This is a genomic window from Halobacillus sp. B23F22_5 (assembly GCF_043497085.1).
Taxonomy (GTDB): Bacteria; Bacillota; Bacilli; order Bacillales; family Halobacillaceae; genus Thalassobacillus.
Genome location: NZ_JBIEKI010000004.1, coordinates 165,445 through 192,319, shown reverse-complemented (window position 1 = coordinate 192,319; position 26,875 = coordinate 165,445). Strand labels below are relative to the sequence as shown.

Below are 26,875 nucleotides of genomic sequence, written 5' to 3'. Positions count from 1 at the left end.
CAGAAAGGGAGGCCTGCAGAACTGCTGACTGATAGAAGCAGTTCACAAATACATGCGAATAGGAAAGGAATGTCAGCCTCATGTTACGTTCAATGTACGCTGGAATCTCAGGAATGAAAGGTTTCCAAACCAAACTGGATACAATCGGTAACAATATTGCCAATGTCAATACTTTCGGCTACAAAAAAGGCCGTACCACTTTTCAAGACATGATGAGCCAAACAATTTCAGGAGCTCAGGGTCCTACTGAATTTTTAGGAGGGAAAAACCCTTCTCAGGTTGGGCTAGGTTCAAAAATCGGTACTATCGATACGATTCATACCCAAGGGAATCGTCAATCAACCAATCGTCCACTGGACTTAGCTATTGAAGGTGATGGCATGTTTATGGTGGCTGAAGATATAAATGAGACCAACATTCTACAATCAACCATGAGCTTTACCCGTGCAGGAAACTTCTACCTTGATAATGATGGTTATGTAGTCAATAGCAACGGGCAATATCTAATTGCGGAAAATTTAAACGAAGAAACAGGTGTTAGTGAAGGTGCTGGACGTATTCAAATACCGACAGATGCTCAAAGCTTCAGTATACAAAGCAACGGTACGGTGACTTACGTAAACGATGAACAAAAAGCAGTAAATACGGCTCAAATTCGTCTGGCTAATTTTTCTAACCCTGATGGATTGGAGAAAGTTGGTAGTAATATGTATAGAGTTACTGATAATGCAGGTTTTAACTTGCAAAATGAAGAGGCAGGAATAACCCTGGATGATTTAGCAATACCAGGTCAGGGTGGAGTTGGTCAGACTGTAGATGGCGCACTTGAAATGTCCAACGTAGACCTTTCAGAAGAATTCACAGAGATGATTACAGCACAGCGTGGTTTCCAGGCTAATACAAGAATCATTACGACATCCGATGAAATCCTGCAGGAGCTTGTCAACCTGAAGCGATAAATAAGGGATGAAGGAGGATTCAACCACTGGTTTGAATCCTCCCAAATATGATTAAACTGACACGGTTGAACGGAGAAACGTTCCAACTAAATGCTTTATACATAGAACAAATACAGTCCTGCCCGGATGCAACCATTACTACGACTACCGGAAAAAAACTGGTTGTAAAAGAGGATGAAGAAGAGATTAAATTGCGTTTCACAAAGTTTTATCAGGAGATTGGTCTTGCAGGCCGATGGAAAGAAATGGGTGATAAAAGATGAGTTCCAAACTACTCAAATCAATGGTGATTGCACTATCGAGTTTGACCGTGCTTGGAATCGTAGCACTTATTATCGTACTGAACATTGGTGATCAACAAAAAGCGGAAGGGAAGCGATCGATCGATGAAATTATCGAGACTTCCTATGAAACAGAAGAAATCACAACGGATTTGAAAGATAATCGTTTCGTACGTATTCAATTTCGTATTGTAACAAACAGCAAAGATGCCAATGAAGAATTGCAGAAACGCGATTTTCAGTTACAGAATGTCCTGATCAAAGAACTTGCCTCCATGGAAGTGAGTGAGTTCAAGTCAGGTCTCGGTCAGTTGGAAAGTACAGTGAAATTGAAATTGAATGAAATGATGACAGAAGGCGAAGTCACAGATGTATATACCATTAAAAAAGTTTTGCAATGATAAAAAGTTTTTACACCTGAACGGAGGTGACATTATTGGCAGAAGAGGTTCTTTCCCAAAGTGAAATTGATGCCCTTCTTTCCGCTATTTCCACTGGGGAGATGGATGCGGATGAATTGAAGGAAGAAGAAAAAGAAAGAAAGGTAAGAGTATATGATTTCAAACGTGCGCTCCGGTTTTCAAAAGATCAGGTAAGGAGCTTATCAAGAATTCATGAGAATTTCGCACGTTTATTAACTACTTATTTTTCAGCAAAGCTTCGTACGTATGTGAATATTTCAGTTGCTTCAGTCGACCAGGTTCCATACGAAGAGTTTATCCGTTCGATACCAAAAATGACGATTTTAAACATTTTCAGCCTCCCGCCATTGAATGGAAGGATCCTCTTTGAAATCAACCCTAACATCGCTTATACGATGCTTGATCGGGTGTTGGGGGGAAGCGGAGCAAGTGTAAATAAGGTGGAAAATTTAACGGAAATCGAGACGACGATCATGAGCCAGTTATTTGAACATGCCTCTGACAATTTAAAGGAAGCATGGAGTTCTATTGTAGATGTGAATCCAATGATGGAAGAATTCGAAGTCAACCCTCAGTTTCTCCAAATGGTGTCACCGAACGAGACAGTGGTTGTTATCTCTTTGAATACGACAATCGGAGATTCTAGCGGAATGATCAATATTTGCATCCCACATGTCGTCTTAGAACCAATCATTCCTAAGCTCTCTGTCCATTACTGGATGCAGAACCAGCAACCAAAAGAAAGCAAGCCAGAAGAATACCAGGCACTTTCCAAATCGATAAAAAAGACGACGATTGAAGCGAAAGCGATTTTAGGAGAAGCGGATATTTCCATTGAGGAATTTCTTAACTTGAACCGTGATGATGTCATCCAACTTGATCAATTAATCAATGAACCAATGCGGTTATGTATTGATGAGGAACCTAAATTCTATGTACAGCCAGGTAAAAAACGTAAAAAAATGGCTGTACAGGTTCTCGAAGAAATTAAAAGGGGGGAAGATGACGATGATGAATGATGATATGTTATCTCAGGATGAAATTGATGCCCTGTTAAATGGCAGTGGTATCGATGAGGATGATAGTAATGAACAAAGCAGTTCAAACCAACGTGTAAATGTGGATGAATATTTGTCCGAATTAGAACAAGATGCCCTGGGCGAGATCGGGAATATTTCCTTCGGAAGCTCTGCCACGGCCTTATCATCGTTACTGAATCAAAAAGTAGAAATCACCACACCTACTACGAGGGTGGTCGATAGGAATCGGCTGCATGAAGAATTTCCTAAACCGAATGTGGCAATCAAAGTGACCTATACCGATGGATTCTCCGGAGAAAATTTATTAATCATCCGTACCGAAGATGCGGCCGTTATTGCCGATTTGATGCTTGGGGGAGATGGTACTTCTCCGGCGGATGAATTGAATGAAATACATCTAAGTGCTGTGCAGGAAGCGATGAACCAAATGATGGGTTCAGCCGCGACCAGTATGTCAACGGTCTTTGAAAAGCGTGTTGATATTTCGCCGCCGGTCATTGATATGCTGGATATTCCGGAGGATGAAGGACTTGATTATATACCGGATGAAAATATTTTAGTTAAAGTCTCTTTCAACTTAAAAGTGGGTAATTTGATAGATTCTAATATCATGCAGCTTTTGCCATATAAATTTGCTAAAGAACTAGTGGATCAGTTATTAAACCCTGCAGAGCAGGAAAATCAAGCTCGAGCCAAACATTACTCTGAAAAAGAGCAAACACCAACTCAAATGAGTTTAGAGAAAGATAGCCAAGGGTCCCAATCGCCCTCTTACTCTAAGCAGCAGCCGACTACACAAGCTGAAGCAACCAGGCAAGACGCTCAGCTATTAGGAGGAAATGGACAACCGAATCCGGATGCAGCTATCCAGTCAGCTCAGTTTTCTGATTTTGGTAATAACCAAATGATTTCCCATGAACAAAGGAATTTAGACATGTTGTTGGATATTCCCTTGAAGGTGACGGTGGAACTGGGCAGAGCTAAACGTACTATCAAAGACATTTTAGAATTGTCTTCAGGATCCGTTGTAGAACTGGATAAGCTTGCTGGTGAACCGGTCGACATTCATGTCAATAATAAGCTGATCGCCCAAGGTGAAGTAGTCGTCATCGATGAAAACTTTGGCGTCCGGGTGACGGATATATTAAGTCCTAAAGACAGGCTTAAAAAAATTAAATAGCAGCATGGAGAGAGGAGAAATTTTAAATGGCTAATAAAGTATTGATTGTTGACGATGCCGCTTTTATGCGGATGATGATCAAAGATATTTTAACAAAGAATGGGTTTGAAGTGGTGGGTGAAGCTCAAGATGGCCAGGAGGCTATTGATAAGTATGAAGAGACTTCACCTGACCTGGTGACCATGGATATAACCATGCCGGAAATGGATGGCATCACTGCTTTGAAGGAAATCAAACAAAGTCATCCCAATGCCAAAATCATCATGTGTTCAGCTATGGGGCAGCAGGCGATGGTCATCGATGCTATCCAGGCAGGAGCAAAGGACTTTATCGTCAAGCCATTCCAGGCAGATCGCGTTATTGAAGCAATCCAGAAAGCATTAGATTAAGCGAAGAAGTGAGGCTGCTATGATTAACAAAATGATGATCTTCACCCTGGTCATACTGGCTTCTGTCACCCCCTTTTCGCCGAATTTGGTAATAGCAAGCCCTTCCGTCATCGATTGTACGGAAAATCCAGCATTGGAGGGCTGCGCAGAAGGTGGAACAGGAGCTGGTGAAGCGCCAGTGGATGCAGAAGAACAGAGTAATGAGCCTTCCCCGTCAAACGACTCAATGGCCTGGAACCTCATCCAGTTATTATTTTCTCTGCTATTGGTCCTGGGGTTGATTTACGGGCTGCTGAAATTTTTCAATCGAAAAAATAAGATGTTTCAAAAAAATCGCAAGCTGGAAAATATCGGAGGGCTGTCGCTCGGTCCAAACCGCTCCCTTCAGCTTATCCGAATTGCAGATCGTGTGTTAGTGATCGGAGTGGGTGAGAATGTGGACCTGGTGACGGAAATTACGGATGAAGCTTCCAAACAAAATTTATTGGAGGCAGATCAGGAAGAGACGCTGGATGAACAGTTGATTTCCCGTTTTTTCAACAAGAAGGACAAAAAGAAGCCGAAAACCTACCAGCAAGCTTCATCCGTGCAATTCCAACAATTGTTTGAGGGTGAACTTGGAGACCTGAAAGAAAGCCGACAACGACTACTACATAACAAGAAGCAGCGAGAGGATCATCACGATGAATGAATTCGTAGAAATCTTTTCAAGCTCTGACCCTGAAAATGTCTCGACAGCCGTGCGGCTTCTATTATTGTTTACCGTTCTTTCCTTAGCACCAGGTATTTTGATTTTAATGACCAGCTTTACGCGAATACTAATTGTCCTGTCATTTGTACGCACTTCCCTTGCGACGCAGCAGATGCCACCCAACCAGGTATTGATCGGGATTGCCCTGTTTCTCACCTTCTTTATTATGGCTCCGACACTGCAGGAAGTGAATAATGAAGCATTGCAGCCACTTTTCAATGAAGAGATTACATTAGATGAAGCTTATGAAGAGGCAGCTGCTCCTATGAAAGAATTCATGGCGAAGCATACGCGACAAAAGGATCTTGCTTTATTTATGAATTACGCACAAATGGAACGGCCGGAAACCATTCAGGATATTCCAATGACGACGCTCGTCCCTGCTTTTGCTATTAGTGAATTGAAAACCGCTTTTCAAATGGGGTTCATGATATTCGTCCCGTTTCTTGTCATTGATATGGCAGTGGCCAGCGTCTTGATGTCTATGGGGATGATGATGCTTCCCCCTGTGATGATTTCCCTGCCATTCAAAATTCTATTATTCGTACTCGTTGATGGATGGTATTTGATTACGCATTCCTTATTGGAAGGCTTTTAGGGATAGGAGGTAGGTTGGATGAACAGTGAGATGGTCATCTCTCTGGCAGAAAGAGGGATTTATACAGTATTGATGGTAACCGGTCCATTGTTGATATTAGCACTCGGTGTCGGTTTGCTGGTAAGTATTTTCCAGGCGACCACCCAGATCCAGGAACAGACACTTGCCTTCATCCCGAAAATCGTTGCAGTCTTGCTTGGACTGATCTTTTTTGGACCATGGATGCTGACGCAAGTAGTAGAGTTCACTGCGGATATCTTCAAAAATCTTAATATATTGGTAGGTTAGATTATGCTTGAAACTATTAATCTGGCAAGCATTCCTGCATTTTTATTGATTTTAGTCAGGGTTACAGCATTTTTTGTAACATTGCCACTCTTTTCCTACCGCAACGTACCGACTCAGCATAAAGTCGGGTTCAGTTTCTTTTTAGCACTATTGATGTTTTTCACGATTAATATTCCACTCGTTTTGCCGAACGGTACATACATACTCCTTTTATTAAAAGAAGCTTTTGTTGGAATCATGATCGGATTGATTGCTTATATCATATTAGCTGCTGTTCAAATTGCAGGAGGATTCATCGATTTCCAAATGGGTTTTGCGATCGCGAATGTTATTGACCCACAGACAGGAGCCCAAAGTCCATTGATTGGCCAGTACCTTTATACTTTTGCTTTATTGTTCTTATTAGCGGTGAACGGTCACCATTTAATGCTGGATGGCATCTTTTACAGCTATGAATTGATTCCGATGCAGGCCTGGATTCCAATTGGAGACAGCAATATAGCCGCGTTTGTCATCCAGGCATTTAACCAGATGTTCATCATCGCTTTTTTGATGGCAGTGCCTGTTGTCGGCTGTTTGTTTCTTGTGGATGTCGCGTTAGGTATCGTAGCCCGGACAGTGCCGCAATTGAATGTATTCGTTGTCGGCCTTCCTTTGAAAATATTAGTAGCCCTGGCCGTTTTGTTCCTATCGATGGGAATATTCATGATGTTGATCGAAAATCTATTTGAAACCATGCTCGTCACAATGAGAGGCTTGATGCAGCTGTTTGGAGGCGCCTGATATGCACCTGAAGCTAGACTTACAGTTTTTTGCCGGTGAAAAAACAGAAAAAGCAACTCCGAAAAAGCGACAGGATTCCCGAAAAAAAGGCCAGGTCGCAAAAAGCCAGGACGTAAACACGGCTATCCTGATGCTGTTTATGTTTGCGTTGTTCATGGTTTTAGGGGATTACCTTAAAAGCGTCATGACCGGTATGTATCAACATGCTTTCCAGGAATACTTGCACTGGGAAGTCACGGAAAGAAGTGTCTTTCAGGTATTTAATGAAACGACAGTTGAATTAAGTAAAGTCATCGTACCGATTATGGGGACAGCAGTAATAGCCGGCCTTGCTTCGAATTGGCTCCAGGTAGGCTTTATGTTCACTGCGGAACCGTTGAAATTCAAACTGAACAAGATTAATCCAATTGAAGGTGCCAAGAAAATCTTTTCAGCTCGTGCGTTAGTCGAGCTGGTGAAATCGTTATTGAAAATAACCATGATTGGCACGATAACTTTTACGGTCATCTGGCTGAATAAAGACGAAATGATGATGATTTCGCAACGATCTGTCGATGGAGCACTCTCCTTTTTTGGCCATACCACCGTGATTATGGGAATAGCTTCTGCTCTGGCTCTGCTATTGATTTCCGTCCTGGATTACAGCTATCAAAAATACGATTATGAAAAAAGCATCCGGATGTCAAAAAACGATGTCAAAGATGAGTATAAAAATATTGAAGGTGACCCGCAGATCAAATCCAAAATTAAAGAGAAACAGCGTCAAATGGCTATGCAGCGGATGATGAGTGAAGTACCTGAAGCAGATGTTGTCATCACCAATCCTACCCACTATGCCATTGCCATCAAGTACGATGAAAGTAAATCCGATGCACCTTTTGTATCGGCAAAAGGCGTCGATTTTGTAGCTCAGAAAATAAAAGAAGTGGCCAAAGCGAACAAAGTGGTTATGGTAGAAAACCGTCCGTTGGCAAGAGCTTTATACGCTGAAACAGAAATAGGGGAAAACATCGACGAGCAGTTTTATAAAGCGGTAGCAGAAATATTGGCATATGTTTACCGAATTCAAAAGAAAGTCTAGAAAGTAAGGGGAGAAGACAATGGCACCGAGAGATTTATCGGTTTTATTAGGCGTCATCATGATAATCGTAATGTTGGTCATCCCCTTACCGGGCTGGCTGCTAAGCTTTTTAATTCTTATTAATATTTCACTTGCATTGATGGTCATTCTCGTTTCGATGAACATGAGAGAAGCTTTGCAATTTTCGATATTTCCTTCCTTATTATTATTAATGACATTGTTCCGGTTAGGATTGAATGTTTCGACAACCCGGTCCATTCTGTCAAAAGCTGAGGCGGGAGGTGTCGTTGAGACATTCGGAACATTTGTAATCGGCAATAATCCGCTTGTTGGCTTCGTTGTATTCATCATTTTAGTAATCATCCAGTTCTTAGTCATTACCAAGGGTGCTGAGCGTGTATCCGAAGTCGCGGCCCGTTTCACCCTGGATGCGATGCCAGGTAAACAGATGAGTATCGATGCCGACTTGAATGCCGGCATGATTTCTGAGCAGCAGGCTAAAGAACGCCGGGAAAAAATTGAACAGGAAGCCGACTTTTATGGAGCGATGGATGGAGGAAGTAAATTTGTCAAAGGGGATGCCATCGCCGGGATTATTATCGTATTAATCAATATCATCTTTGGCTTGATCATTGGAATGGTCCAGATGGATATGGGGTTTGCAGAAGCGGTGGATGTATATATGCGTCTCACTGTCGGTGACGGACTCGTCAGCCAGATACCTGCCTTATTGATTTCAACGGCAACCGGTATTGTAGTAACCAGGGTAGCTTCCAAAGGGAACCTTGGGACCGATGTATCCGATCAATTGTTACAGGATCCCAAGTTATTATATATTGCCGCTGGAACTATCTTTTTCCTGGGGCTCACACCGATCAACTTTTTCTTGACTACCTTGATTGCCTCCGTTCTCGCTTTTGGAGGTTACTGGTTGTCTCGTCCTTCGGAAACAGATGAATTCGAAGTGGAAGAAGAAGAAGAGGAAGAGGAAAGCAATCAAATGAAATCACCTGAAAATGTTGTCAACTTGATCAGTATGGATCCGGTTGAATTCGAATTCGGCTATGGACTGATTCCGATCGCAGACACAAATCAAGGCGGAGACCTGCTGGACCGTATCGTCATGATCCGGCGCCAGCTTGCGATTGAGCTTGGTATCGTGATTCCGGTAGTCCGCATCAGAGACAATATTCAATTGAGTCCTAACGAATACCGGCTGAAAATCAAAGGCAACGAAGTGGCACGGGGTGAACTAATACTCGATCATTATTTAGCGATGAGTCCAGGACATGAAGAAGATGATATTGATGGAATCGACACGCAGGAGCCCGCTTTCGGCCTGCCGGCCAAATGGGTGACAGAAGAAGTGAAGGACGACGCGGAATTGTCCGGTTATACGGTGGTTGATCCACCTTCTGTCGTGTCCACTCATATTACCGAAGTCATCAAACAGCATGCCCATCAATTGTTGGGAAGACAGGAAACACAGCAATTGATTGATCACTTGAAGGAATCTTACCCAATTCTGGTAGATGAGGTTACACCTGAACCACTTGGTGTCGGAGACATCCAGAAAGTGCTGGCTAAACTGCTGCGTGAAAATGTTTCCATTAAAAATCTGCCAATCATTTTCGAAACGCTCGCAGACTTCGGCAAGATGACTACCGATACAGAATTGCTCGGAGAATATGCCAGGCAGGCTCTTTCACACCAAATCACCCGACAGTTCACCAATGACGGTCAATCGATGAAAGTGATTACGGTTTCCGGCAAAGTGGAAAAACTGCTTGCTGATCATATTCAACAAACAGAGCATGGCAGCTACCTCACCCTGGACCCGGAAACGCAGCAAACGATCATCCAATCCGTTGCGGAACAGGTAGAACAGCTTTCTTTACAAGAGGAAACGGCCATTGTGCTTTGCTCGCCGGCAGTAAGGATGTATTTGAAACAATTGCTCGAACGCTTCCTGCCGCAAGTTAATGTGTTGTCTTATAATGAGCTGGAGCCAACAATTGAAGTCCAAAGTGTAGGGGTGGTGAACGTAGCATGAAAGTGAAAAAATTCGAAGCAGAATCGATGCCTAAAGTAATGAGCCAGGTGAAAAAAGAAATGGGCAACGACGCAGTCATTTTAAATTCCAAAGTAGTTCATCGTGGTGGTTTCCTTGGCCTTTTCAAGAAAAAAAACATTGAAGTGATTGCTGCAATCGACCCGGCAGATAAGCAGCCTCCAAGGAAACAAGCATGGAAAATGGAGAAGAAGAAGGAAGCAGCTGCGGCCACTTCCGATAACAGCTTAGTTTCTGATCAAACAGTCTTGAGCGAAATAAAAGCTCTAAAAAAGTTGGTGGAGAAAAAGCAGTCTGTCCAGCCTACAGGTTATCCACAACCCTATCAGGAACTTTATGATCATCTTGTTGCTCAGGAGATTACGGCAGAGTTAGCTGATGGTTTGCTTGCCAGGTTAAAAGCAAACGAGGAAAAGGTATCTGTCTCTATCGATGGTTTAAAATCTATCATACTTGATTCACTTGAAAGTAAAGGAACTTCCTGCACCTTTGGAGGGGTAGATTATAGCCGCCAGTTCGTTCATTTCGTGGGCCCAACAGGCGTGGGGAAAACTACTACGATCGCAAAAGTAGCCGCTCGGGCAGTATTGAATGATCAGAAAAAAGTAGCGTTCATAACTACGGATACCTATCGCATTGCAGCAATAGATCAATTGAAAACATACGCAAAACTATTAGATGTGCCTATAGAAGTAGCCTATTCGCTGGAAGATTATATGGAAGCAAGGAATAAATTCACACATTATGATTTGGTCCTGGTAGATACTGCGGGCAGGAATTTCCGGGACCCACAATATGTCTACGAGTTAAGTAAACTGATTGATTTCCGTACAGATATGGAAACCTATCTTGTGCTGTCTTTGACCTCCCGTTATAAAGATATGCAGGCAATTTTTGATCAGTTCAGTAATATACCCATCAGGAAATTCATCTTTACCAAATCTGATGAAACTTCCACATATGGAAGTGCATTGAATTTGTTGCTTAACAATGAGGTCGGGGCAGCTTACATTACCAACGGTCAAAATGTACCGGATGACATACAGACAGCATCAGCACAATGGATAGCTTCCCGAATCGCAGGTGACCGCCGTGATGCATGATCAGGCACAACAGCTACGGGACCGTTTATTGGCTAAACAACAATCCTCTCGGGCAAAAACGTTAGCAGTAATCAGTGGTAAAGGAGGAGTCGGTAAGTCGAATTTTGCGTTAAACTTTGCCCTGGCGCTGTCACAGCGCCAGCAGCGGGTGTTGGTATTTGATCTCGATATCGGTATGGGTAACATTGATATTTTAACAGGCTCGTCAGCTAAATATAATTTAGTCGATTTATTCGAGCATGGTTTGTCGATGAAAGACCTTCTTACACAAGGACCAGAATCACTGACATACATAGCAGGGGGATCGGGGTTAAGTGATTTTTTTCAGCTGGATGACACAAGGTTCGAGTATTTCTTGTCTCAATTCGATCAGATTGCCAAAGATTATGAATATATCATTTTTGATATGGGGGCAGGAATCAGCCAGGACAGTTTAAGTTTCATCCTTGCTGCAGAGGAAGCAATATTGGTAACTACTCATGAGCCTACCTCAATGACCGATGCTTATGCCATATTGAAACATATCTATCGAATGGATAAGGAGATCAAAATATACACTCTGATCAATCGTGCATACAGCCGGCAAACCGGTAAAGAAGCAATGGAACGACTCCAAAAGGTTGTACAGCAGTTCCTGACCAAAGATTTGCATCCGATGGGGATTCTCCCCGACGATAATCAGGTAATGAAAGCCGTTGCCCGACAGGTACCATTTTTACTTCTTAACCAGCATTCTCCTGCCTCAAAGGCGTTACAGCATATAACCGATCAATATTTGGAGAATAAACTTGATATCACTCCACCGCTAGCCACAAGCTTTATCGCAAAGCTTAAGCGGCTGGTTACAGAAAGGTAGAACTTATGGCTAGGACATTATTTCAGGATAAAGTGCCTCACCCTTTTAATGGCGGTCACTTTCCACAGTCGAAACCAATTGTTGCTATTGGCACTTCCACCGGGGGACCAAGGGCATTGCAGCATGTCTTAGGCAGTCTTCCTGCTGAATTCCCTTCTCCTGTGCTCATCGTCCAACATATGCCGGCAGGTTTTACTAAGTCTCTTGCACATCGGTTGGATATAGCCGCTCCAATGAAAGTGAAGGAAGCTGAACATAGAGAAATACTCGAGAATGGCACGGCATACATAACCCCGGGTAATTATCATTTGAGATTAAAAGAAGCAGGTAAGTGCTTACAAGTGGACCTGAGCCAAACCGACCGTGTGAACGGGCACCGTCCATCGGTTGATGTGTTGATGGAATCGGTTGCCTGGTTAACGGATTACCATCCGGTTGCTGTGATAATGACAGGAATGGGAACAGATGGATGGAAAGGCATCGAGAAACTGAAACAAGCTAATCGACACGCTTATGTTATTGCGGAAGCGCGGGAATCCTGTGTAGTTTATGGGATGCCAAAGGCAGTTGTGAGCCGTGGATTGCACGATAGCATGGTTTCAGTGGATGCAATTGGAAAAACAATCTTGGACGTTATGAGGGTGTAGGGGGAAATTTAAATGGAAGTGAATCAATATTTGGATATTTTCATCGAGGAAAGCAAAGAAAATCTCCAGACGGTAAATGACCAGCTGCTTGAGCTCGAACGCAACCCGAAGGATTTAACCATTATCCAGGAAATTTTTCGTTCTGCCCATACATTGAAAGGGATGTCAGCAACCATGGGATTTCAGGACCTGGCTGACTTGACCCATAAAATGGAGAACGTATTGGACGCTTTACGGAATGGTGAGATTATTGTTGACACACTGGTGGTGGATGTCCTTTTTGAAGCGGTTGAATACTTAGAAGCTATTATTATGGATATTTCGGATGGTGGACAAGGAAGAAGGGATGTTACGGCGATCGCATCCAGCATAGAAGCAATCGAATCAGGAAAAATGACGGTGGCTGAAGATGCAGAACTTGCACGTGTTTTGTCTGATTCCATAGAGCAGCCCACAGAATATCATTTGGATGAGTTCGAAACAACTGTGTTACAAGAAGCGGAAGCGACTGGTTATCACATCCTGGATATCACCATTTCTCTGCATGAAGATTGCCTCTTGAAAGCGGCCAGGGTTTATATGGTTTTCGAAGTTTTGGAGCGGGCAGGCGAAGTCATAAAGGCATTACCTTCTATTGATGAATTGGAGAATGAGCAATTTGAAAGTAGTTTTTCTGTCCTTTTAGTTACCCAGGAAAAGGGAGAAAACGTGCAAAGCAGTATTATGAAAGTATCTGAAATCGAAGAGGTCGTTGTCGCCCCTTTTTCCTTAACTGTAACAGGAGGGGAACCTCCTCAATCTGACCTGCCTGAAGATGAAAACCATCTTCCCATCGAAAAGCCTACAGAAGAAAACAGGGTAAAAGAGCAATCATCTTTGACATCAGGAAAACGTGCCCCCGGTAACAAAACCATTCGTGTTAACATCGATCGGCTCGATATTTTAATGAACTTATTTGAAGAGCTTGTCATAGACAGGGGCAGACTGGAACAACTATCAAAAGAATTAGAGCACAAGGAATTACAGGAAACGGTAGAAAGAATGGCCAGAACTTCCGGAGACCTGCAGGATATTATTTTAAACATGCGAATGGTTCCAGTCGATCAGGTTTTCAATCGTTTTCCTCGTATGGTCAGGCAGTTGGCAAAAGATCTGGGAAAAAGGATCAACCTTGAAATTTCAGGCGCTGATACGGAACTGGACCGGACGGTAATTGATGAGGTCGGAGACCCTATCGTCCATTTGATTCGGAATGCCGTAGACCATGGGATTGAAACTCCGGATGAAAGGGCAGGAAAAGGAAAACCCAGGGAAGGGACACTGAAGCTCCATGCCTATCATAGCGGCAACCATGTATTTATTGAAATATCGGATGATGGCGCTGGAATCAGTCGTGAAAAAGTTCTAAACAAGGCAATCCATCATGCTGTAATCACCCAGGAACAATCAGAGAAGCTTTCGGACAAGCAAGTCTATGAATTGCTCATGGCAAGCGGTTTTTCTACGGCAGATAGAATTTCAGATGTTTCCGGACGCGGTGTCGGGTTAGACGTGGTCAAGAATACGATAGAGTCATTGGGCGGGACGATAGAGATTTCTTCTGTTTTTGGTGAAGGCAGTAAATTTTCAATCCAATTGCCATTAACCCTGTCCATTATCTCTGCCTTACTAGTGAAACTGGATTCAGATACTTTTGCGATACCTTTATCTTCTATTATCGAAACCGCGATAATATCCCCTGCTGAAATGAAGGATGCCCACAATCAAAAAATGATTGATTTTCGAGGCAGGATGATTCCCTTGATCTTTATTAAGCAACTATTTGATATGCCAGATAAGAAAGAAACTGAAAATTGCCATGTAGTGATTGTTAGAAAAGGTGATAAGTTTGCCGGGATAGTAGTAGATTCGTTTATTGGACAGCAAGAAATTGTCCTGAAATCAGTAGGAGACTATTTATCTGAAGCTTTCGCGATCTCAGGAGCTACTATCCTTGGAGATGGACAGGTCGCACTGGTAATTGATAGTGATACTTTAATCAGGTAAAAAGAATGTAAATCAATAACGGAGGGCTAATAGGTGAACACAATAGTAGAAGAGGATTTGAAAGTGATCGTATTTGAATTGAATAAAGAAGAATATGCAGTTCCAGTGCAACAAGTAGGATCGATAGAGCGGACACAGTCGATTACTCGTGTGCCGAATACAGCTGATTTTGTCAAAGGTGTCATAAATCTTCGTGGGGTGGTTACTCCAGTCATCGATTTACGGACCCGTTTCGGGATGAAAGAAAGTGATCAATCAGAAAACACCAGAATCATCATAGTATATATGGATGATATCAAGGTGGGAATGATTGTCGATGCTGCTAACGATGTAACCGACATCCCCGGGTCTTCGGTAGAACCGCCTCCGTCTGTTGTCGGTACCGTAGAAACAGACTACATAAGAGGAATTGCAAAACTAGAAGACCGGTTGTTAATACTGCTGGATCTTCACAAAGTACTACATGAAGATGAGGTAGAAGTCATTAAGACGGTAGAAGGGTAACGTTAAATGATGAATAAATTCAGTGATTTGCACTTAGATGTATTGAAAGAAATAGGCAATATTGGGGCAGGTCATGCAGCGACTTCCCTATCCTTATTATTAGATAGAAAAATTGAAATGCATGTACCGGCAGTGAAAGTAGTAGATTTCGATGAAATGATGAATTTGGCAGGCGGTCCGGAAGAAAGGGTAGTTGCTATTTTCCTTCGCATTCATGGTGATGCCCCGGGGAATATGTTTTTCGTATTGCCCCCAATGCAGGCTGGCATGTTTGTCAAGACGATGACCGGTGTCGTTTCATGTCAATTCACACAACCTCCTTATGATGATATGGCAGTCTCTGCTATGCAGGAATTGGGCAATATTCTTACTGGATCTTACTTAACATCGTTAGCTGATTTTACAAACATGAACCTCCAGCCCTCTGTGCCTGCATTAGCGATTGATATGGTGGGTGCTGTTTTAAGCTATGGATTACTTGAATTATCTCAGTACAGCGATCAGGCGATAGTCATTGAAACGCTGCTGGCGGACGAAGCCGGGTCCACGAAGGATATCCGCGGTCACTTTTTTCTGTTGCCTGACCCAGGTTCTTATCAGAAGATATTCACTTCACTGGGGGTAAACACCCATGATTAAAGCGGCGAAGGTCGTGAAAGTGGGTATTGCAGACATGAATTTTGTAACAGCACCTGACGTGCTCAAGACCTCGGGGCTGGGTTCCTGTGTGGCTGTCATATTATTTACCAGCCATAGGCAAGTGGCAGGGATGGCCCATGTCATGCTGCCAAGTAGCAGTTTAAACCATAGTCAGTCGCTCAATCATGCTAAATATGCCGACACAGCCATCCAGGCATTATTAGCAGGTTTTAAGAAACACCATATTGCCGGTTACATGTTAAAAGCTAAAATTGCAGGTGGAGCGCAAATGTTTCCGTTCGCTTCACAAAACGATGATGGGTTGGCTCGCATAGGACCGAGAAACGTAAAGGCTGTCAGGCAGCAGCTGGAAGCTTACCGGATTCCGTTGATAGCGGAGGATATTGGCGGCACAGCTGGCCGGACAGTGGTGTTTGACCCTGCTACCAGCATACTGCAGGTGAAGACGGCCGATAGAGGGGTGGCTGAAATATAATGGCAGGAAATCTTTTATGGAACTTATCCTTTGCCGTGTTCGGTTTTTGTTTATCATTCATTTTATCACTGCAAAATAATTCACTTGATACATCCATGATCCGGGCCGCTGCCGTATTTATTTTCATGTACGTGATTGCTTTTTCATTCCGGTGGGCATGTCACTATATTAATAGAACTAATCACGAAACAGCTGAGGACGATAGGAAGAAGATGTCAAGAATTAAAGATGATAGAAACCATACCAGAGAAGATCCGGTCGCTAAACAAGCATCGGAAACGATCAGACAGCTGTTAAACGAAGACTAAAGATAAACTATGGATGAACATGTAAGAAGGAGGGGTTGTATGGCAAACTCGTTAACTGCTAAGGAACAAGAACTATGGAGTCAGTGGCAGCACGAAGAAGATATGGAAGCTGCAAATGAATTGATTGAAAAACATCTTCATCTTGTAAACTTTCATGTGCAACGAATATCTGCCCATTTACCTTCAAGTGTAAATAAAGAGGATATTAAAAGTTTAGGATTGTTAGGGTTATATGACGCCCTTAAAAAATTTGATGTCAATCGCGATTTGAAATTTGATACATATGCCTCTTTTAGAATTCGCGGAGCCATTATGGACGGACTGCGTAAAGAAGATTGGCTGCCTCGGTCTGTAAGAGACAAGGCTAAAAAAATCGAACAAGTATCAGAACGTATGGAACAGCAGTTGCAGCGTCCCCCTTCCGCAAAAGAAATAGGGGAAGCATTGGACATGGGGGAAGAAGAAGTAGCTGAAGTCATTAAAGATTCTTTATTTGCCCATGTGCTATCGATGGAGGATAAATCTAAGGATGGCGACAGTGAACATAAGGAAGGGATAGGCTATACACTCCCCGACACGAAAACATTGACCCCTGAAAAAAATATTGTACAACAGGAAAACCATCAAGATCTGGCAGAAGGGATAAAAAAGTTAAAAGAGAAAGAGCAGCTGGTCATCAGCCTTTTTTATTATGAAGAACTTACGTTGACCGAAATCGGTCATGTGCTAGGGTTGACGACTTCCCGGATTTCCCAAATTCATGCAAAGGCATTATTCAAATTGAAAGATGGCCTTGCAGGATTATTGTTGGATTGATGATCAGCTAGAGGTGATAGCATGGAAATGGCTCACGATTTTTTAATTATAAGAATAGCAAAAGATAAGATGAAGGTGGAATTGGACATCAGAAAAGATGATTTGCCATTTCCGCTATCAAGGGAAGTGCTGTTGGAATTTTTACAACACCATCATGTACAGTTCGGCATTAATCTCGAATTGATTGAGCATGTGGCATCAACAGAAGATATCACGTTGTTTCCTATCATAGCCGCTGTAGGAAGGGAACCTGTTAAAGGAGAAGATGGGCAAGTATTATTTTATAAGCCATACACCCATACGATTAATGAAAAAGAGAAAGTGAGTTTCAGGGATATCATCCACATCCCTTCCGTAGAAACAGGAGAACGTATTGCAGACATTGTACCTCCTGGACCAGGAACGCCTGGGAAAAACATACATGGCGAAAAAGTACAAGCAAAACCAGGACGTGCCGCACGTATGGTTGCTGGTGAAAACGTTAAAATGAACCAGGCGGATCATGCTTTTTATGCCAAGGCTTCCGGACAGTTGAACATAAGGGGTCATGCACTAAATGTACTCCCTTCTTATGAGGTTAACGGTGATTTAGATATGCGTACAGGAAATTTAGACTTTGTCGGTTCGGTCACTGTAAGAGGAAATGTTCCAACAGGTTACCATATTAAAGCAGAGGGCGACATCACTGTGAAAGGGCTGGTAGAGGGAGCGAAACTGGATGCAGGTGGAACGATTACGATAACAGAAGGAATAGCCGGACAAGGAAAAGCGGAAATCTCTGCTGGGATGGACATTCGTCTTGGATATATCAATCAAAGCAGGGTGGAGGCTGGTGGAAACCTTTTTGTAGAAAAATCCATACTCCACAGTGAAGTGACAGCGAAAGGCGATATCTATTGTCAACAAGGTCATATTATCGGCGGTGTATTATCGGCCGGACGTGCAATCGAGGCGAAAGATGCCGGAAACCGTATGAGCACCAAAACAGAATTGTATTTAGGTGTGAATAAAAAGGTAAAAGCAAGAGAAAAAACGTTACACGATGAATATAAGAGTCTTGAAGATAATATGAAAAAATTACGATTGATCGGAAATCTCCTGGATAATAAGAAACACAAAACAGGAGAATTAACCCCGAAAGAACGGGTGACGAAGCTGCGTCAAAAAAATTCATTACATAATTATGAACTTAGAAGGCAAGTTCTTTTAGAAGAGTTGAGTGAACTGAAGAGTGATATTGGGGAATTAAAAGATACAAGGCTGTGCGTCAATGGCACGCTGTACTCTAATGTAGAAATCGGTTTCGGCAAGTATCATAGGAAAATCTCCCGTCCGATTACTAATATATATGCTACACTTACTGATGGAGAAATCGTGATTCGCTCACTGGGATAAGAAAAGTATATAGTTGAATGGATTTTGGAAATAGCGAGGGTTGTTTAATGGTTACTTTTTTATTGATCATTAGTTTTATATTACACGGCGTTCTGATACTGAGCATGGTTATCTTGTCCGCGAGGGTGAAGAAAGCAGAAGAACTCGAGAGTCGTCAAAAGCAAGTAGCAGAAGACATTGAACAAATGTTTACCGCATACCTGCTTGAAATCAAAGAAGAAAATGAACGTTTTCAGCAAATGCTTAATATGGAAGAGAAAACGGCGACCCATTATTCACCTTCACACCCAGAGCGAAATCGTGTTTCTGAGGCAGAAAATCCTGTCCATACCGGACAACAGGACTTCGAGAAGCAATCAAAGCCGGTTTACCAGCCACTTATGCCGGGAAATGAACAAGTAAACTATGAACCTTCTTTCTCAACCCAGGTATTTGCACTCCAAGATCAGGGTTATTCTATTGAGGAAATCGCCCGCAAATTAAACAGGGGTAAGACAGAAATTGCTTTAATTTTAAAATTCAATCAACAAAATATGTGATTATACTTGATTGCACCAATGGCTTATGATATATTTACTTTTGGTGTCAATACACACGGTTGCAGATTCCCGCCGAGGGTGCTCTATACATGAGTTTCGGTAGGAAGATGAAGTGGCCGGAGGATACTAAAAAAACCAAACAGGAGGAATTAACATGTCTGTAATTTCAATGAAACAGCTGCTTGAAGCTGGTGTTCATTTCGGACACCAAACTCGCCGCTGGAACCCGAAGATGAAAAAATACATCTTCACTGAGCGTAACGGCATCTACATCATCGACCTTCAAAAGACGGTCAAAAAAGTAGATGAAGCATTCAACTACGTCAAGGACGTAGCTGCTGACGGCGGAAACATTCTTTTCGTCGGTACAAAAAAACAAGCACAAGAAACGGTACGTGATGAAGCTACCCGTTGTGGTATGTATTACATCAACCAACGCTGGTTGGGTGGTACATTGACAAACTTCCAAACTATCCGCAAGCGTATCAATCGTTTGAAAGATATCGAACGCATGGAAGAAGACGGAACTTTCGACGTACTTCCTAAGAAAGAAGTAGTCGGTCTTCTTAAAGAAAAAGATCGTCTAGTCAAATTCTTAGGCGGTATTAAAGAAATGAAGAGTCTTCCTGATGCAATGTTCGTTATTGACCCACGTAAAGAGCGCATTGCTATTGCTGAAGCTCATAAACTGAACATTCCAATTGTCGGAATTGTAGATACAAACTGTGACCCGGACGAAATCGATTATGTCATTCCAGCAAATGACGATGCGATTCGTGCTGTTAAATTGCTTACTTCTAAAATGGCTGACGCTGTTCTTGAAGCGAAGCAAGGGGAAGAAACTGAAGTTGCAGAAGAATCTGCTCCAGCTGAAGAAGCAGAAGCTGCAACCGAGTAACAAAGGTTTCAAAGGTGATAAGAGGGGAGAACCTTTTATCACCTTTTTTAAAGAGGATGTTCAGAGGCCTTAGGACGCAAGTGTATGCAATCTAGCTTCCACCCAAAGCCGGACTTCCTTTTCTTCTTTGTTTGAATTTAACTAATAAAGCATACGTTGAATGCTAAATTTCTAAAGGAGGAAATTACATGGCTGTAACTGCTAAAATGGTAAAAGAACTGCGCGAAAAAACTGGTGCAGGTATGATGGATTGTAAAAAAGCACTAACTGAAACGGATGGAGATATGGACAAAGCGATGGAATGGCTTCGCGAAAAAGGTATCTCTAAAGCACAAAAGAAAGCGGATCGTATCGCAGCAGAAGGTTCTGCACACGTTGAAGTTGACGGAAACACTGCTGTATTGCTTGAAGTCAACTGCGAAACTGACTTCGTAACAAAGAACGATCAATTCAAAGCTCTTCTTCAGGAGCTTGGCAAGCACTTGCTTTCTCAAAAGCCTGCTACAGCAGAAGAAGCATTGGAGCAAAAGCTTCATGGGGAAGGCGATACTGTAAACGAATATATCAATTCCACGATTGCTAAAATCGGTGAGAAAATTTCTCTTCGCCGTTTCACCATTCTTGACAAAACAGATAACGACGCTTTCGGTGCTTACATTCACATGGGTGGAAACATCGGCGTACTGACTCTTCTAGAGGGTACGACTGACGAAGCTGCAGCTAAAGATGTAGCGATGCATATCGCTGCTGTTAACCCTCGTTATGTATCCCGTGATGAGGTTTCTGAAGAAGAAGTAAACAAAGAACGTGAAATGCTTAAGACTCAAGCGTTGAATGAAGGCAAGCCTGAACATATCGTTGAAAAAATGGTAGAAGGCCGTTTAGGTAAATTCTTCGAAGAAATTTGCCTGCTTGAACAAAGCTTTGTAAAAGATCCAGATCAAAAAGTTAAAAAATTCGTCGAATCTACAGGCGGTTCTGTAAAAGGTTTCGTACGCTATGCAGTAGGCGAAGGCATGGAAAAGCGCGAAGACAACTTTGCTGAAGAAGTTATGAGCCAAGTTAAAAAATAAGCATGCCTGAAAAATAGGGGACACACATGGTGTTCCCTATTTTCAAACATGCTACATATTTTGAAATCAGCTTCTTTTTAAGAACGAATGATAAACAATCAGATAAAATAGGTATATGGAGGTTACTATGACTGCAGCTCGTTACCGTCGAATCGTATTGAAACTAAGTGGTGAAGCCTTAAGTGGAAAGCAAGGATATGGCATTGATCCTGCTATTATCCAATCTGTAGCCAAACAAATCAAAGAAGTTGCCGAACTAGGAGTAGAAATTGCCGTGGTAGTAGGTGGCGGTAACATTTGGCGAGGAAAAGTCGGAAGTGAGATGGGCATGGACAGGGCAAATGCTGATTATATGGGGATGCTTGCCACTGTCATGAACTCTCTTGCATTGCAAGACAGCCTGGAAAATAACGGCATTCCTACCCGTGTCCAAACTTCGATTGAAATGCGCCAGGTGGCTGAACCTTACATCCGTAGAAAAGCAATCCGTCACCTAGAGAAAAAACGAGTCGTCATTTTTGCGGCAGGTACGGGTAACCCTTATTTCTCCACGGATACCACTGCGGCGCTTCGTGCTGCAGAAGTAGAAGCAGATGTGATTCTTATGGCTAAGAATAATGTGGATGGTGTCTATAATGCGGACCCTAAACTAAATAAAGATGCTGAAAAGTATGATCAGCTTTCTTATATGGATGTTTTGAATGAGGGATTAGGTGTTATGGATTCAACGGCATCATCTTTATGTATGGACAATGATATTGCTTTACTGGTATTCTCGATAACTGAAGAGGGTAATATCAAAAAAGCAGTTCTAGGTGAAAATATCGGAACGATTGTAAGGGGGAAATAAACATGTCCAATGAAGTGATCAAAGAAACGAAAACGAAAATGGAACAAGCTGTGCAAGCTTATTCCCGTCAGTTGGCAACAGTACGTGCAGGTCGCGCGAACCCTAATCTATTAGATAGTGTCCATGTCGACTACTATGGAGCTTCTACCCCTTTGAACCAACTGGCTCAAGTCTCTGCACCAGAAGCGAGATTGCTGGTCATCACACCTTATGACAAATCTGCGATTGCGGATATTGAAAAAGGAATCCAGAAAGCTGATCTTGGCTTATCTCCTTCAAGTGATGGCAACATCATCCGTATCAATATTCCCGCTTTAACAGAAGAACGTCGTAAAGATCTTGTAAAAGTAGTAGGGAAGTACGCGGAAGAAGCAAAAGTTCAAATCCGGAACATCCGTCGTGACAGCAATGACAAATTGAAAAAGCTTGAGAAAGACGGAGATCTTACTGAAGATGAATTACGTGGATTCCAGGACGATGTGCAGAAAGCCACGGATAAGCATGTTGCGAAAGTCGATGAGCTTTCCAAAAACAAAGAAGCAGAAATCATGGAAGTTTAACCAAAAGCGCAAGCGTCCCATTCAGTGACGTATCGATTGGACGCGGAATGAACTGTTTCCTTTTAATAGTACTTTAAAGTAAAAAGCCGCGCTGTAACTGGCGCGGCTTTCTATTTTGCCGTTCTTTTTAAGAAAAAGTAAGCGAATCTTTTCGTGTTTTGCTTTATGTCATTATACGCATGGTGTAGGATTATAGTATAATAAATAAGATAAGTATCCTTATTGGAGGATGTCGAAATGCCAATCAAATTTCCATTTACGAAACAAAAAACAAAACCTGAACCTCAAACTCCTGGGTTGGATTATAAGCAATTGCCACGTCATGTCGCTATTATCATGGATGGAAATGGAAGATGGGCAAAAAGTAAAGGACTGCCTAGAATTGCAGGTCACAAAGAGGGCATGAATGTCGTCAAAAAAATTGTCAGGCATGCCTCAAACCTGGGAATTGAAGTACTGACTCTTTATGCTTTCTCCACAGAAAATTGGAAGCGCCCGAAAACGGAAGTGGAATTCCTGATGAAATTACCCATGGAGTTTTTAAATACATATCTCCCGGAACTGATTGAAAAGAACGTACGCGTTGAAACAATCGGTGATTTCGAGAGATTACCTGAGCATACAAAAACGGCCGTCCAAGAGGCGAAAGACCGTACCAAAAATAATACCGGTCTTATATTGAACTTTGCATTGAATTACGGCAGCCGGTATGAAATGGTAGAAGCTGTCAAGGTAGTAGCTGATGAAGTGAAACAAGGAAACCTGGATGTTGATGAAATAGATGAAGGCTGTATTTCCAGGCATTTGTATACAGCTGATTTAAAAGAACCGGATTTATTAATACGTACAAGCGGGGAACAGCGTCTGAGCAACTTCCTGCTCTGGCAGCTGGCCTATAGTGAATTCTGGTTCACCGATGTATACTGGCCGGATTTTGACGAAGCATATTTTGAAAAAGCGCTGTACGATTATCAAAACAGAAAACGTCGTTACGGCGGAGTATAAGGTGTTGAAGTAGCATGAAACAAAGAACCATTACAGCAATTGTGGGAGCACTTATCTTCCTTCCCTTGATAGTACTGGGTGAATGGCCTTTTAAAATATTCGTTTACCTCATTGCCAGTATAGGAATTTTTGAATTGATCCGTATGAAAAGGATATCCCGTTATTCTTTTCCATCGATTATTACACTTCTTTTGTTATGGGCGCTAATGTTTCCATTCGGAGAAGTTTTTGGAATGGAAGATGTGGAGGTCACCAAGTCTGAATTGACATTGCTGGCAGTATTGATATTACTAAGCTATACCGTGCTGGTGAAAAATCGTTTTACTTTTGATGATGCAGGTTTTCTATTAATTTCCGCAATTTATGTAGGGATGGGCTTTCATTATTTGATTGAGACGCGCGATAGCGGATTGCATTTCGTTTTTTATGCGCTGTTTGTTATTTGGGCAACGGATACAGGAGCCTATTTGTTTGGCCGCGCATTCGGTAAGCATAAGCTCTGGCCGAAAATCAGCCCTAAAAAGACGATCGAAGGGGCAATAGGTGGTGTTGTCCTGGCATGTATCGTGGCGCTCATCTTCCAGTACTTCTACCCTGTGCACTCATCAACAATCATCGTCGTGATCGTTACGATTGTAGTTTCGTTCTTTGGTCAGATCGGCGACCTCGTCGAGTCTGCATTTAAACGTCACTACGCTGTGAAGGATTCTGGAAATATCCTTCCCGGTCATGGCGGGGTACTCGACCGGTTTGACAGCCTGATTTTCATTTTACCGGTATTACATTTCATAAATTTCATTTCATAGCATTCAATAGAAGTGGGAGAGATTTATCTTATGAAGCAAATAACACTCCTGGGAGCGACCGGTTCGATTGGAATCCAGACGCTTGATGTCATTCGTCTGCACCCCGATCATTTTTCCGTCTATGCGCTTGCCTTTGGAAAAAATATTAATAAAGCATTACCCTTAATAAAAGAATTCAAACCAGAAGTAGTGGTGGTACAAGACCACTCAGTCAAGCAACAGGTAGAAAGTGAGTTTCCGACTATTAGGGTATTGCAAGGAACTGAGGGAATGATTGCTGCCAGTACAGCGGAAAAAGTAGATATCCTGGTCAACGCAGTGATGGGGAGTGTAGGACTGCCGGCAACAATGGCAGCGATTGAAGCACGTAAACTGATTGCCATCGCAAATAAAGAAACTCTTGTTACAGCCGGGCATCTTGTCATGGAAGCAGCCAGAAAATACCAGGTAGACTTATTGCCGGTAGACAGTGAACATTCCGCTATTTTTCAAAGTTTAAATGGAGAGAAAAATGAATCGGTAGAACGGCTGATTCTTACTGCCTCCGGCGGAAGCTTCCGCGACAAAACCAGGGAGGACCTTGCAGGTGTCACCGTTGATGATGCCTTGAACCATCCGAATTGGAGTATGGGTGCTAAAATTACGATAGATTCAGCCTCCATGATGAATAAGGGCCTCGAAGTGATCGAGGCCCACTGGCTATTTGATATTCCTTATGAGCAAATAGATGTTATACTTCATAGAGAGAGTGTCATACATTCCATGGTGGAATATAAAGACAGAAGTGTCATCGCCCAGTTAGGGACTCCTGATATGAAAGTTCCGATCCAGTATGCTCTCACTTATCCTGACCGTCTTGATTTATCGATGACAAAACGGTTAAACTTAGAAGAAATTGCCACATTACACTTTAAGCCGATGGATTATGAGCGGTTCCGCTGCTTGAAATTAGCATATCAGGCAGGAAAGGAAGGTGGTTCCATGACCACTGTACTTAACGCCGCTAATGAACAAGCTGTCGATTTATTCCTTAAAGGGGAAATATCATTTTTAGACATAGAAACATTGATTGAACAAGCTTTAGAGCGTCATCAAACGATCCGCAAACCTGATTTAGAGACAATCATCACTATCGATCAGGAGACCCGGCAGCAGGTGCGCTCGTATTTAAAATAAAGGAAGGTGCTTCTTTTGACGACTGTTATCGCTTTTATACTCATGTTCGGTGTGTTGGTATTTGTACATGAGTGGGGGCATCTGATCTTTGCCAAGAGGGCAGGGATGCTTGCAAGAGAATTCGCGATCGGGTTTGGTCCGAAAATCTTTGCCTTCACAAAGAATGAAACGCTTTATACAATCCGACTGCTTCCTGTTGGAGGATATGTAAGGGTCGCTGGTGAAGATCCGGAAATAATCGAATTGAAAGCTGGACATCATGTCGGATTGGAGTTCAATGATCAAGGCAAAGTCAACAAAATTATAGTCAATAACAAGTCCAAACACCCTAACGCACGCGTGATTGAAGTTGAAAGAGCTGATCTTGATCACCGTCTTGTCATCGAAGGTTATGAACTCGACGAAGATGAGAAGCTGGTTTTTGAAGTAGATCCTAAAGCCTACTTCGTTATGGATGAGAAAGAAACGCAAATTGCTCCGTATAATCGCCAGTTCGCTTCTAAGACAATAGGACAGCGAGCGATGCAGCTGTTTGCAGGTCCAATGATGAACTTTGTATTGGCCATCATCGTCTTTTTCATTTTGGGATTCATCCAGGGTGTGCCAGTGGATGAAGCTCAAATAGGAAACGTTGTCGAGGATACTCCTGCTCAACAGTCCGGCCTCCAGACCGGGGATGAAATTATTGCAATCGATGGTCAGCAAGTATCTACCTGGGAGGAGTTTACAGAAATTGTCCGTAATCACCCCGATGAGGAATTGGACTTTACAGTCGTGAGAAACGGACAGGAACAGGAGCTTTCTGTAACACCTGCTTCCATTGAGCAACAGGATGTGAAGATTGGTCAAATCGGAGTGGAACGTGCTTTTGATGATTCATTTGTAAAAACGATCCAATTTGGTTTTACTCAAACATATGACTGGACAAAGCTGATCCTCGTCAATTTAGGCAAGCTCGTGACAGGTCAGTTTTCCTTAGATATGCTTTCTGGTCCAGTTGGCATCTATGATGCTACAGATAAAGTGGTTCAAACAGGATTCATCAACTATTTGATGTGGTCAGCGATTTTGAGTATCAACCTTGGTATTGTCAATCTACTGCCATTACCTGCACTGGATGGAGGACGGCTATTGTTCGTAGCCATTGAAGCAGTAAGAGGCAAGCCGATTGATCCACAAAAAGAAGGCGTCGTCCATTTCATCGGCTTCGCATTGCTTATGCTGCTGATGCTGGTGGTTACCTGGAATGATATCCAGCGCCTTTTCCTATGATAACCCGACAAGTTATAATAGAAGATAGATCATTATCTTGTAA

At 42.5% G+C, this 26,875-nt stretch carries 31 protein-coding genes; all 31 read left to right on the top strand.

Annotated features, from left to right (window positions below):
• Positions 1-80: 80 nt before the first annotated feature.
• The 31 genes from flgG to rseP all read left to right on the top strand — a co-directional run bounded on the left by flgG (position 81) and on the right by rseP (position 26,832).
• A complete protein-coding gene (gene flgG, locus ACGTN9_RS07980) occupies positions 81-959 on the top strand; it encodes a flagellar basal body rod protein FlgG (RefSeq protein ID WP_499591816.1) in 879 nt (292 codons plus the stop codon).
• Between the two features lie 47 nt (positions 960-1,006).
• The gene (locus tag ACGTN9_RS07975; RefSeq protein WP_499591815.1) at positions 1,007-1,222 is read left to right on the top strand and encodes a flagellar FlbD family protein; all 216 of its coding nucleotides are present in this window, start codon (positions 1,007-1,009) and stop codon (positions 1,220-1,222) included.
• Positions 1,219-1,641, top strand: a complete 423-nt coding sequence (gene fliL, locus ACGTN9_RS07970; RefSeq protein WP_499591814.1) for a flagellar basal body-associated protein FliL — start codon at positions 1,219-1,221, stop codon at positions 1,639-1,641. The genes ACGTN9_RS07975 and fliL overlap by 4 nt, the downstream gene beginning before the upstream one ends.
• 35 nt (positions 1,642-1,676) lie before the next feature.
• Positions 1,677-2,681, top strand: a complete 1,005-nt coding sequence (gene fliM / locus ACGTN9_RS07965; protein ID WP_499591813.1) for a flagellar motor switch protein FliM — start codon at positions 1,677-1,679, stop codon at positions 2,679-2,681.
• Positions 2,671-3,882: a flagellar motor switch phosphatase FliY gene (gene fliY, locus ACGTN9_RS07960; protein WP_499591812.1), complete on the top strand. Its 1,212-nt coding sequence runs from the start codon at positions 2,671-2,673 to the stop codon at positions 3,880-3,882. The genes fliM and fliY overlap by 11 nt, the downstream gene beginning before the upstream one ends.
• Positions 3,883-3,908: 26 nt before the next feature.
• A complete protein-coding gene (locus tag ACGTN9_RS07955; RefSeq protein ID WP_499591811.1) occupies positions 3,909-4,271 on the top strand; it encodes a response regulator in 363 nt (120 codons plus the stop codon).
• A 19-nt stretch (positions 4,272-4,290) separates the two neighbouring features.
• The gene (locus tag ACGTN9_RS07950; RefSeq protein WP_499591810.1) at positions 4,291-4,962 is read left to right on the top strand and encodes a flagellar biosynthetic protein FliO; all 672 of its coding nucleotides are present in this window, start codon (positions 4,291-4,293) and stop codon (positions 4,960-4,962) included.
• Positions 4,955-5,620: a flagellar type III secretion system pore protein FliP gene (gene fliP, locus ACGTN9_RS07945; RefSeq protein ID WP_499591809.1), complete on the top strand. Its 666-nt coding sequence runs from the start codon at positions 4,955-4,957 to the stop codon at positions 5,618-5,620. The genes ACGTN9_RS07950 and fliP overlap by 8 nt, the downstream gene beginning before the upstream one ends.
• Positions 5,621-5,638: 18 nt before the next feature.
• Positions 5,639-5,908, top strand: coding sequence for a flagellar biosynthesis protein FliQ (fliQ, locus tag ACGTN9_RS07940; protein WP_093045799.1), 270 nt, complete (start codon positions 5,639-5,641; stop codon positions 5,906-5,908).
• A gap of 3 nt (positions 5,909-5,911) precedes the next feature.
• Positions 5,912-6,691, top strand: coding sequence for a flagellar biosynthetic protein FliR (gene fliR / locus ACGTN9_RS07935; protein WP_499591808.1), 780 nt, complete (start codon positions 5,912-5,914; stop codon positions 6,689-6,691).
• Between the two features lies 1 nt (position 6,692).
• Positions 6,693-7,772, top strand: coding sequence for a flagellar biosynthesis protein FlhB (gene flhB / locus ACGTN9_RS07930; protein ID WP_499591807.1), 1,080 nt, complete (start codon positions 6,693-6,695; stop codon positions 7,770-7,772).
• 19 nt (positions 7,773-7,791) lie between these two features.
• The gene (gene flhA / locus ACGTN9_RS07925) at positions 7,792-9,825 is read left to right on the top strand and encodes a flagellar biosynthesis protein FlhA (protein ID WP_499591806.1); all 2,034 of its coding nucleotides are present in this window, start codon (positions 7,792-7,794) and stop codon (positions 9,823-9,825) included.
• Entirely contained in the window at positions 9,822-10,946 is a 1,125-nt protein-coding gene (flhF, locus tag ACGTN9_RS07920; protein WP_499591805.1) for a flagellar biosynthesis GTPase FlhF, read from the top strand. The genes flhA and flhF overlap by 4 nt, the downstream gene beginning before the upstream one ends.
• Positions 10,939-11,802, top strand: coding sequence for a MinD/ParA family protein (locus ACGTN9_RS07915; protein ID WP_499591804.1), 864 nt, complete (start codon positions 10,939-10,941; stop codon positions 11,800-11,802). The genes flhF and ACGTN9_RS07915 overlap by 8 nt, the downstream gene beginning before the upstream one ends.
• Positions 11,803-11,807: 5 nt before the next feature.
• Positions 11,808-12,449, top strand: a complete 642-nt coding sequence (locus tag ACGTN9_RS07910) for a CheB methylesterase domain-containing protein (protein WP_499591803.1) — start codon at positions 11,808-11,810, stop codon at positions 12,447-12,449.
• A 12-nt stretch (positions 12,450-12,461) separates the two neighbouring features.
• Positions 12,462-14,495 (top strand): chemotaxis protein CheA, encoded by a 2,034-nt coding sequence (locus ACGTN9_RS07905; protein WP_499591802.1) that lies wholly within the window; start codon positions 12,462-12,464, stop codon positions 14,493-14,495.
• Between the two features lie 33 nt (positions 14,496-14,528).
• A complete protein-coding gene (locus tag ACGTN9_RS07900; protein ID WP_499591801.1) occupies positions 14,529-14,999 on the top strand; it encodes a chemotaxis protein CheW in 471 nt (156 codons plus the stop codon).
• 6 nt (positions 15,000-15,005) lie between these two features.
• Positions 15,006-15,638, top strand: a complete 633-nt coding sequence (locus tag ACGTN9_RS07895) for a chemotaxis protein CheC (protein ID WP_499591800.1) — start codon at positions 15,006-15,008, stop codon at positions 15,636-15,638.
• Entirely contained in the window at positions 15,631-16,134 is a 504-nt protein-coding gene (locus ACGTN9_RS07890; protein ID WP_499591799.1) for a chemotaxis protein CheD, read from the top strand. The genes ACGTN9_RS07895 and ACGTN9_RS07890 overlap by 8 nt, the downstream gene beginning before the upstream one ends.
• The gene (locus ACGTN9_RS07885; RefSeq protein ID WP_499591798.1) at positions 16,134-16,442 is read left to right on the top strand and encodes a hypothetical protein; all 309 of its coding nucleotides are present in this window, start codon (positions 16,134-16,136) and stop codon (positions 16,440-16,442) included. Before ACGTN9_RS07890 ends, ACGTN9_RS07885 begins: the two co-directional genes overlap by 1 nt.
• Positions 16,443-16,481: 39 nt before the next feature.
• A complete protein-coding gene (locus ACGTN9_RS07880) occupies positions 16,482-17,258 on the top strand; it encodes a FliA/WhiG family RNA polymerase sigma factor (RefSeq protein ID WP_499591797.1) in 777 nt (258 codons plus the stop codon).
• A gap of 21 nt (positions 17,259-17,279) precedes the next feature.
• Positions 17,280-18,653, top strand: a complete 1,374-nt coding sequence (locus tag ACGTN9_RS07875; RefSeq protein WP_499591796.1) for a flagellar assembly protein A — start codon at positions 17,280-17,282, stop codon at positions 18,651-18,653.
• A gap of 125 nt (positions 18,654-18,778) precedes the next feature.
• Positions 18,779-19,192 carry a coupling factor for flagellin transcription and translation gene (locus ACGTN9_RS07870; protein ID WP_499591795.1) on the top strand — a complete coding sequence of 138 codons (414 nt, stop codon included), beginning with the start codon at positions 18,779-18,781 and terminating at the stop codon, positions 19,190-19,192.
• A gap of 154 nt (positions 19,193-19,346) precedes the next feature.
• Positions 19,347-20,090: a 30S ribosomal protein S2 gene (gene rpsB, locus ACGTN9_RS07865; RefSeq protein ID WP_093045784.1), complete on the top strand. Its 744-nt coding sequence runs from the start codon at positions 19,347-19,349 to the stop codon at positions 20,088-20,090.
• Between the two features lie 188 nt (positions 20,091-20,278).
• Entirely contained in the window at positions 20,279-21,163 is an 885-nt protein-coding gene (gene tsf / locus ACGTN9_RS07860) for a translation elongation factor Ts (RefSeq protein WP_028782808.1), read from the top strand.
• A 127-nt stretch (positions 21,164-21,290) separates the two neighbouring features.
• A complete protein-coding gene (gene pyrH / locus ACGTN9_RS07855) occupies positions 21,291-22,013 on the top strand; it encodes a UMP kinase (protein ID WP_499591794.1) in 723 nt (240 codons plus the stop codon).
• 2 nt (positions 22,014-22,015) lie between these two features.
• Positions 22,016-22,573 (top strand): ribosome recycling factor, encoded by a 558-nt coding sequence (frr, locus tag ACGTN9_RS07850; RefSeq protein WP_499591793.1) that lies wholly within the window; start codon positions 22,016-22,018, stop codon positions 22,571-22,573.
• 237 nt (positions 22,574-22,810) lie between these two features.
• The gene (gene uppS / locus ACGTN9_RS07845; protein ID WP_499591792.1) at positions 22,811-23,578 is read left to right on the top strand and encodes an undecaprenyl pyrophosphate synthase; all 768 of its coding nucleotides are present in this window, start codon (positions 22,811-22,813) and stop codon (positions 23,576-23,578) included.
• A 14-nt stretch (positions 23,579-23,592) separates the two neighbouring features.
• Positions 23,593-24,384, top strand: coding sequence for a phosphatidate cytidylyltransferase (locus tag ACGTN9_RS07840; protein ID WP_499591791.1), 792 nt, complete (start codon positions 23,593-23,595; stop codon positions 24,382-24,384).
• A 30-nt stretch (positions 24,385-24,414) separates the two neighbouring features.
• The gene (gene dxr, locus ACGTN9_RS07835; protein WP_499591790.1) at positions 24,415-25,560 is read left to right on the top strand and encodes a 1-deoxy-D-xylulose-5-phosphate reductoisomerase; all 1,146 of its coding nucleotides are present in this window, start codon (positions 24,415-24,417) and stop codon (positions 25,558-25,560) included.
• A 15-nt stretch (positions 25,561-25,575) separates the two neighbouring features.
• Positions 25,576-26,832, top strand: coding sequence for an RIP metalloprotease RseP (rseP, locus tag ACGTN9_RS07830; RefSeq protein WP_499591789.1), 1,257 nt, complete (start codon positions 25,576-25,578; stop codon positions 26,830-26,832).
• The last annotated feature ends 43 nt before the right edge of the window (positions 26,833-26,875 follow it).

What these genes read in the sequence shown, in the direction of transcription:
- flgG (WP_499591816.1), top strand. Translation starts at nt 81, where the DNA reads ATGTTACGTTCAATGTACGCTGGAATCTCAGGAATGAAAGGTTTCCAA.
- ACGTN9_RS07975 (WP_499591815.1), top strand. Translation starts at nt 1,007, where the DNA reads ATGATTAAACTGACACGGTTGAACGGAGAAACGTTCCAACTAAATGCT.
- fliL (WP_499591814.1), top strand. Translation starts at nt 1,219, where the DNA reads ATGAGTTCCAAACTACTCAAATCAATGGTGATTGCACTATCGAGTTTG.
- fliY (WP_499591812.1), top strand. Translation starts at nt 2,671, where the DNA reads ATGATGAATGATGATATGTTATCTCAGGATGAAATTGATGCCCTGTTA.
- ACGTN9_RS07955 (WP_499591811.1), top strand. Translation starts at nt 3,909, where the DNA reads ATGGCTAATAAAGTATTGATTGTTGACGATGCCGCTTTTATGCGGATG.
- ACGTN9_RS07950 (WP_499591810.1), top strand. Translation starts at nt 4,291, where the DNA reads ATGATTAACAAAATGATGATCTTCACCCTGGTCATACTGGCTTCTGTC.
- fliP (WP_499591809.1), top strand. Translation starts at nt 4,955, where the DNA reads ATGAATGAATTCGTAGAAATCTTTTCAAGCTCTGACCCTGAAAATGTC.
- fliQ (WP_093045799.1), top strand. Translation starts at nt 5,639, where the DNA reads ATGAACAGTGAGATGGTCATCTCTCTGGCAGAAAGAGGGATTTATACA.
- fliR (WP_499591808.1), top strand. Translation starts at nt 5,912, where the DNA reads ATGCTTGAAACTATTAATCTGGCAAGCATTCCTGCATTTTTATTGATT.
- flhB (WP_499591807.1), top strand. Translation starts at nt 6,693, where the DNA reads ATGCACCTGAAGCTAGACTTACAGTTTTTTGCCGGTGAAAAAACAGAA.
- flhA (WP_499591806.1), top strand. Translation starts at nt 7,792, where the DNA reads ATGGCACCGAGAGATTTATCGGTTTTATTAGGCGTCATCATGATAATC.
- flhF (WP_499591805.1), top strand. Translation starts at nt 9,822, where the DNA reads ATGAAAGTGAAAAAATTCGAAGCAGAATCGATGCCTAAAGTAATGAGC.
- ACGTN9_RS07915 (WP_499591804.1), top strand. Translation starts at nt 10,939, where the DNA reads ATGCATGATCAGGCACAACAGCTACGGGACCGTTTATTGGCTAAACAA.
- ACGTN9_RS07910 (WP_499591803.1), top strand. Translation starts at nt 11,808, where the DNA reads ATGGCTAGGACATTATTTCAGGATAAAGTGCCTCACCCTTTTAATGGC.
- ACGTN9_RS07905 (WP_499591802.1), top strand. Translation starts at nt 12,462, where the DNA reads ATGGAAGTGAATCAATATTTGGATATTTTCATCGAGGAAAGCAAAGAA.
- ACGTN9_RS07895 (WP_499591800.1), top strand. Translation starts at nt 15,006, where the DNA reads ATGATGAATAAATTCAGTGATTTGCACTTAGATGTATTGAAAGAAATA.
- ACGTN9_RS07890 (WP_499591799.1), top strand. Translation starts at nt 15,631, where the DNA reads ATGATTAAAGCGGCGAAGGTCGTGAAAGTGGGTATTGCAGACATGAAT.
- ACGTN9_RS07885 (WP_499591798.1), top strand. Translation starts at nt 16,134, where the DNA reads ATGGCAGGAAATCTTTTATGGAACTTATCCTTTGCCGTGTTCGGTTTT.
- ACGTN9_RS07880 (WP_499591797.1), top strand. Translation starts at nt 16,482, where the DNA reads ATGGCAAACTCGTTAACTGCTAAGGAACAAGAACTATGGAGTCAGTGG.
- ACGTN9_RS07875 (WP_499591796.1), top strand. Translation starts at nt 17,280, where the DNA reads ATGGAAATGGCTCACGATTTTTTAATTATAAGAATAGCAAAAGATAAG.
- rpsB (WP_093045784.1), top strand. Translation starts at nt 19,347, where the DNA reads ATGTCTGTAATTTCAATGAAACAGCTGCTTGAAGCTGGTGTTCATTTC.
- tsf (WP_028782808.1), top strand. Translation starts at nt 20,279, where the DNA reads ATGGCTGTAACTGCTAAAATGGTAAAAGAACTGCGCGAAAAAACTGGT.
- pyrH (WP_499591794.1), top strand. Translation starts at nt 21,291, where the DNA reads ATGACTGCAGCTCGTTACCGTCGAATCGTATTGAAACTAAGTGGTGAA.
- frr (WP_499591793.1), top strand. Translation starts at nt 22,016, where the DNA reads ATGTCCAATGAAGTGATCAAAGAAACGAAAACGAAAATGGAACAAGCT.
- uppS (WP_499591792.1), top strand. Translation starts at nt 22,811, where the DNA reads ATGCCAATCAAATTTCCATTTACGAAACAAAAAACAAAACCTGAACCT.
- ACGTN9_RS07840 (WP_499591791.1), top strand. Translation starts at nt 23,593, where the DNA reads ATGAAACAAAGAACCATTACAGCAATTGTGGGAGCACTTATCTTCCTT.
- dxr (WP_499591790.1), top strand. Translation starts at nt 24,415, where the DNA reads ATGAAGCAAATAACACTCCTGGGAGCGACCGGTTCGATTGGAATCCAG.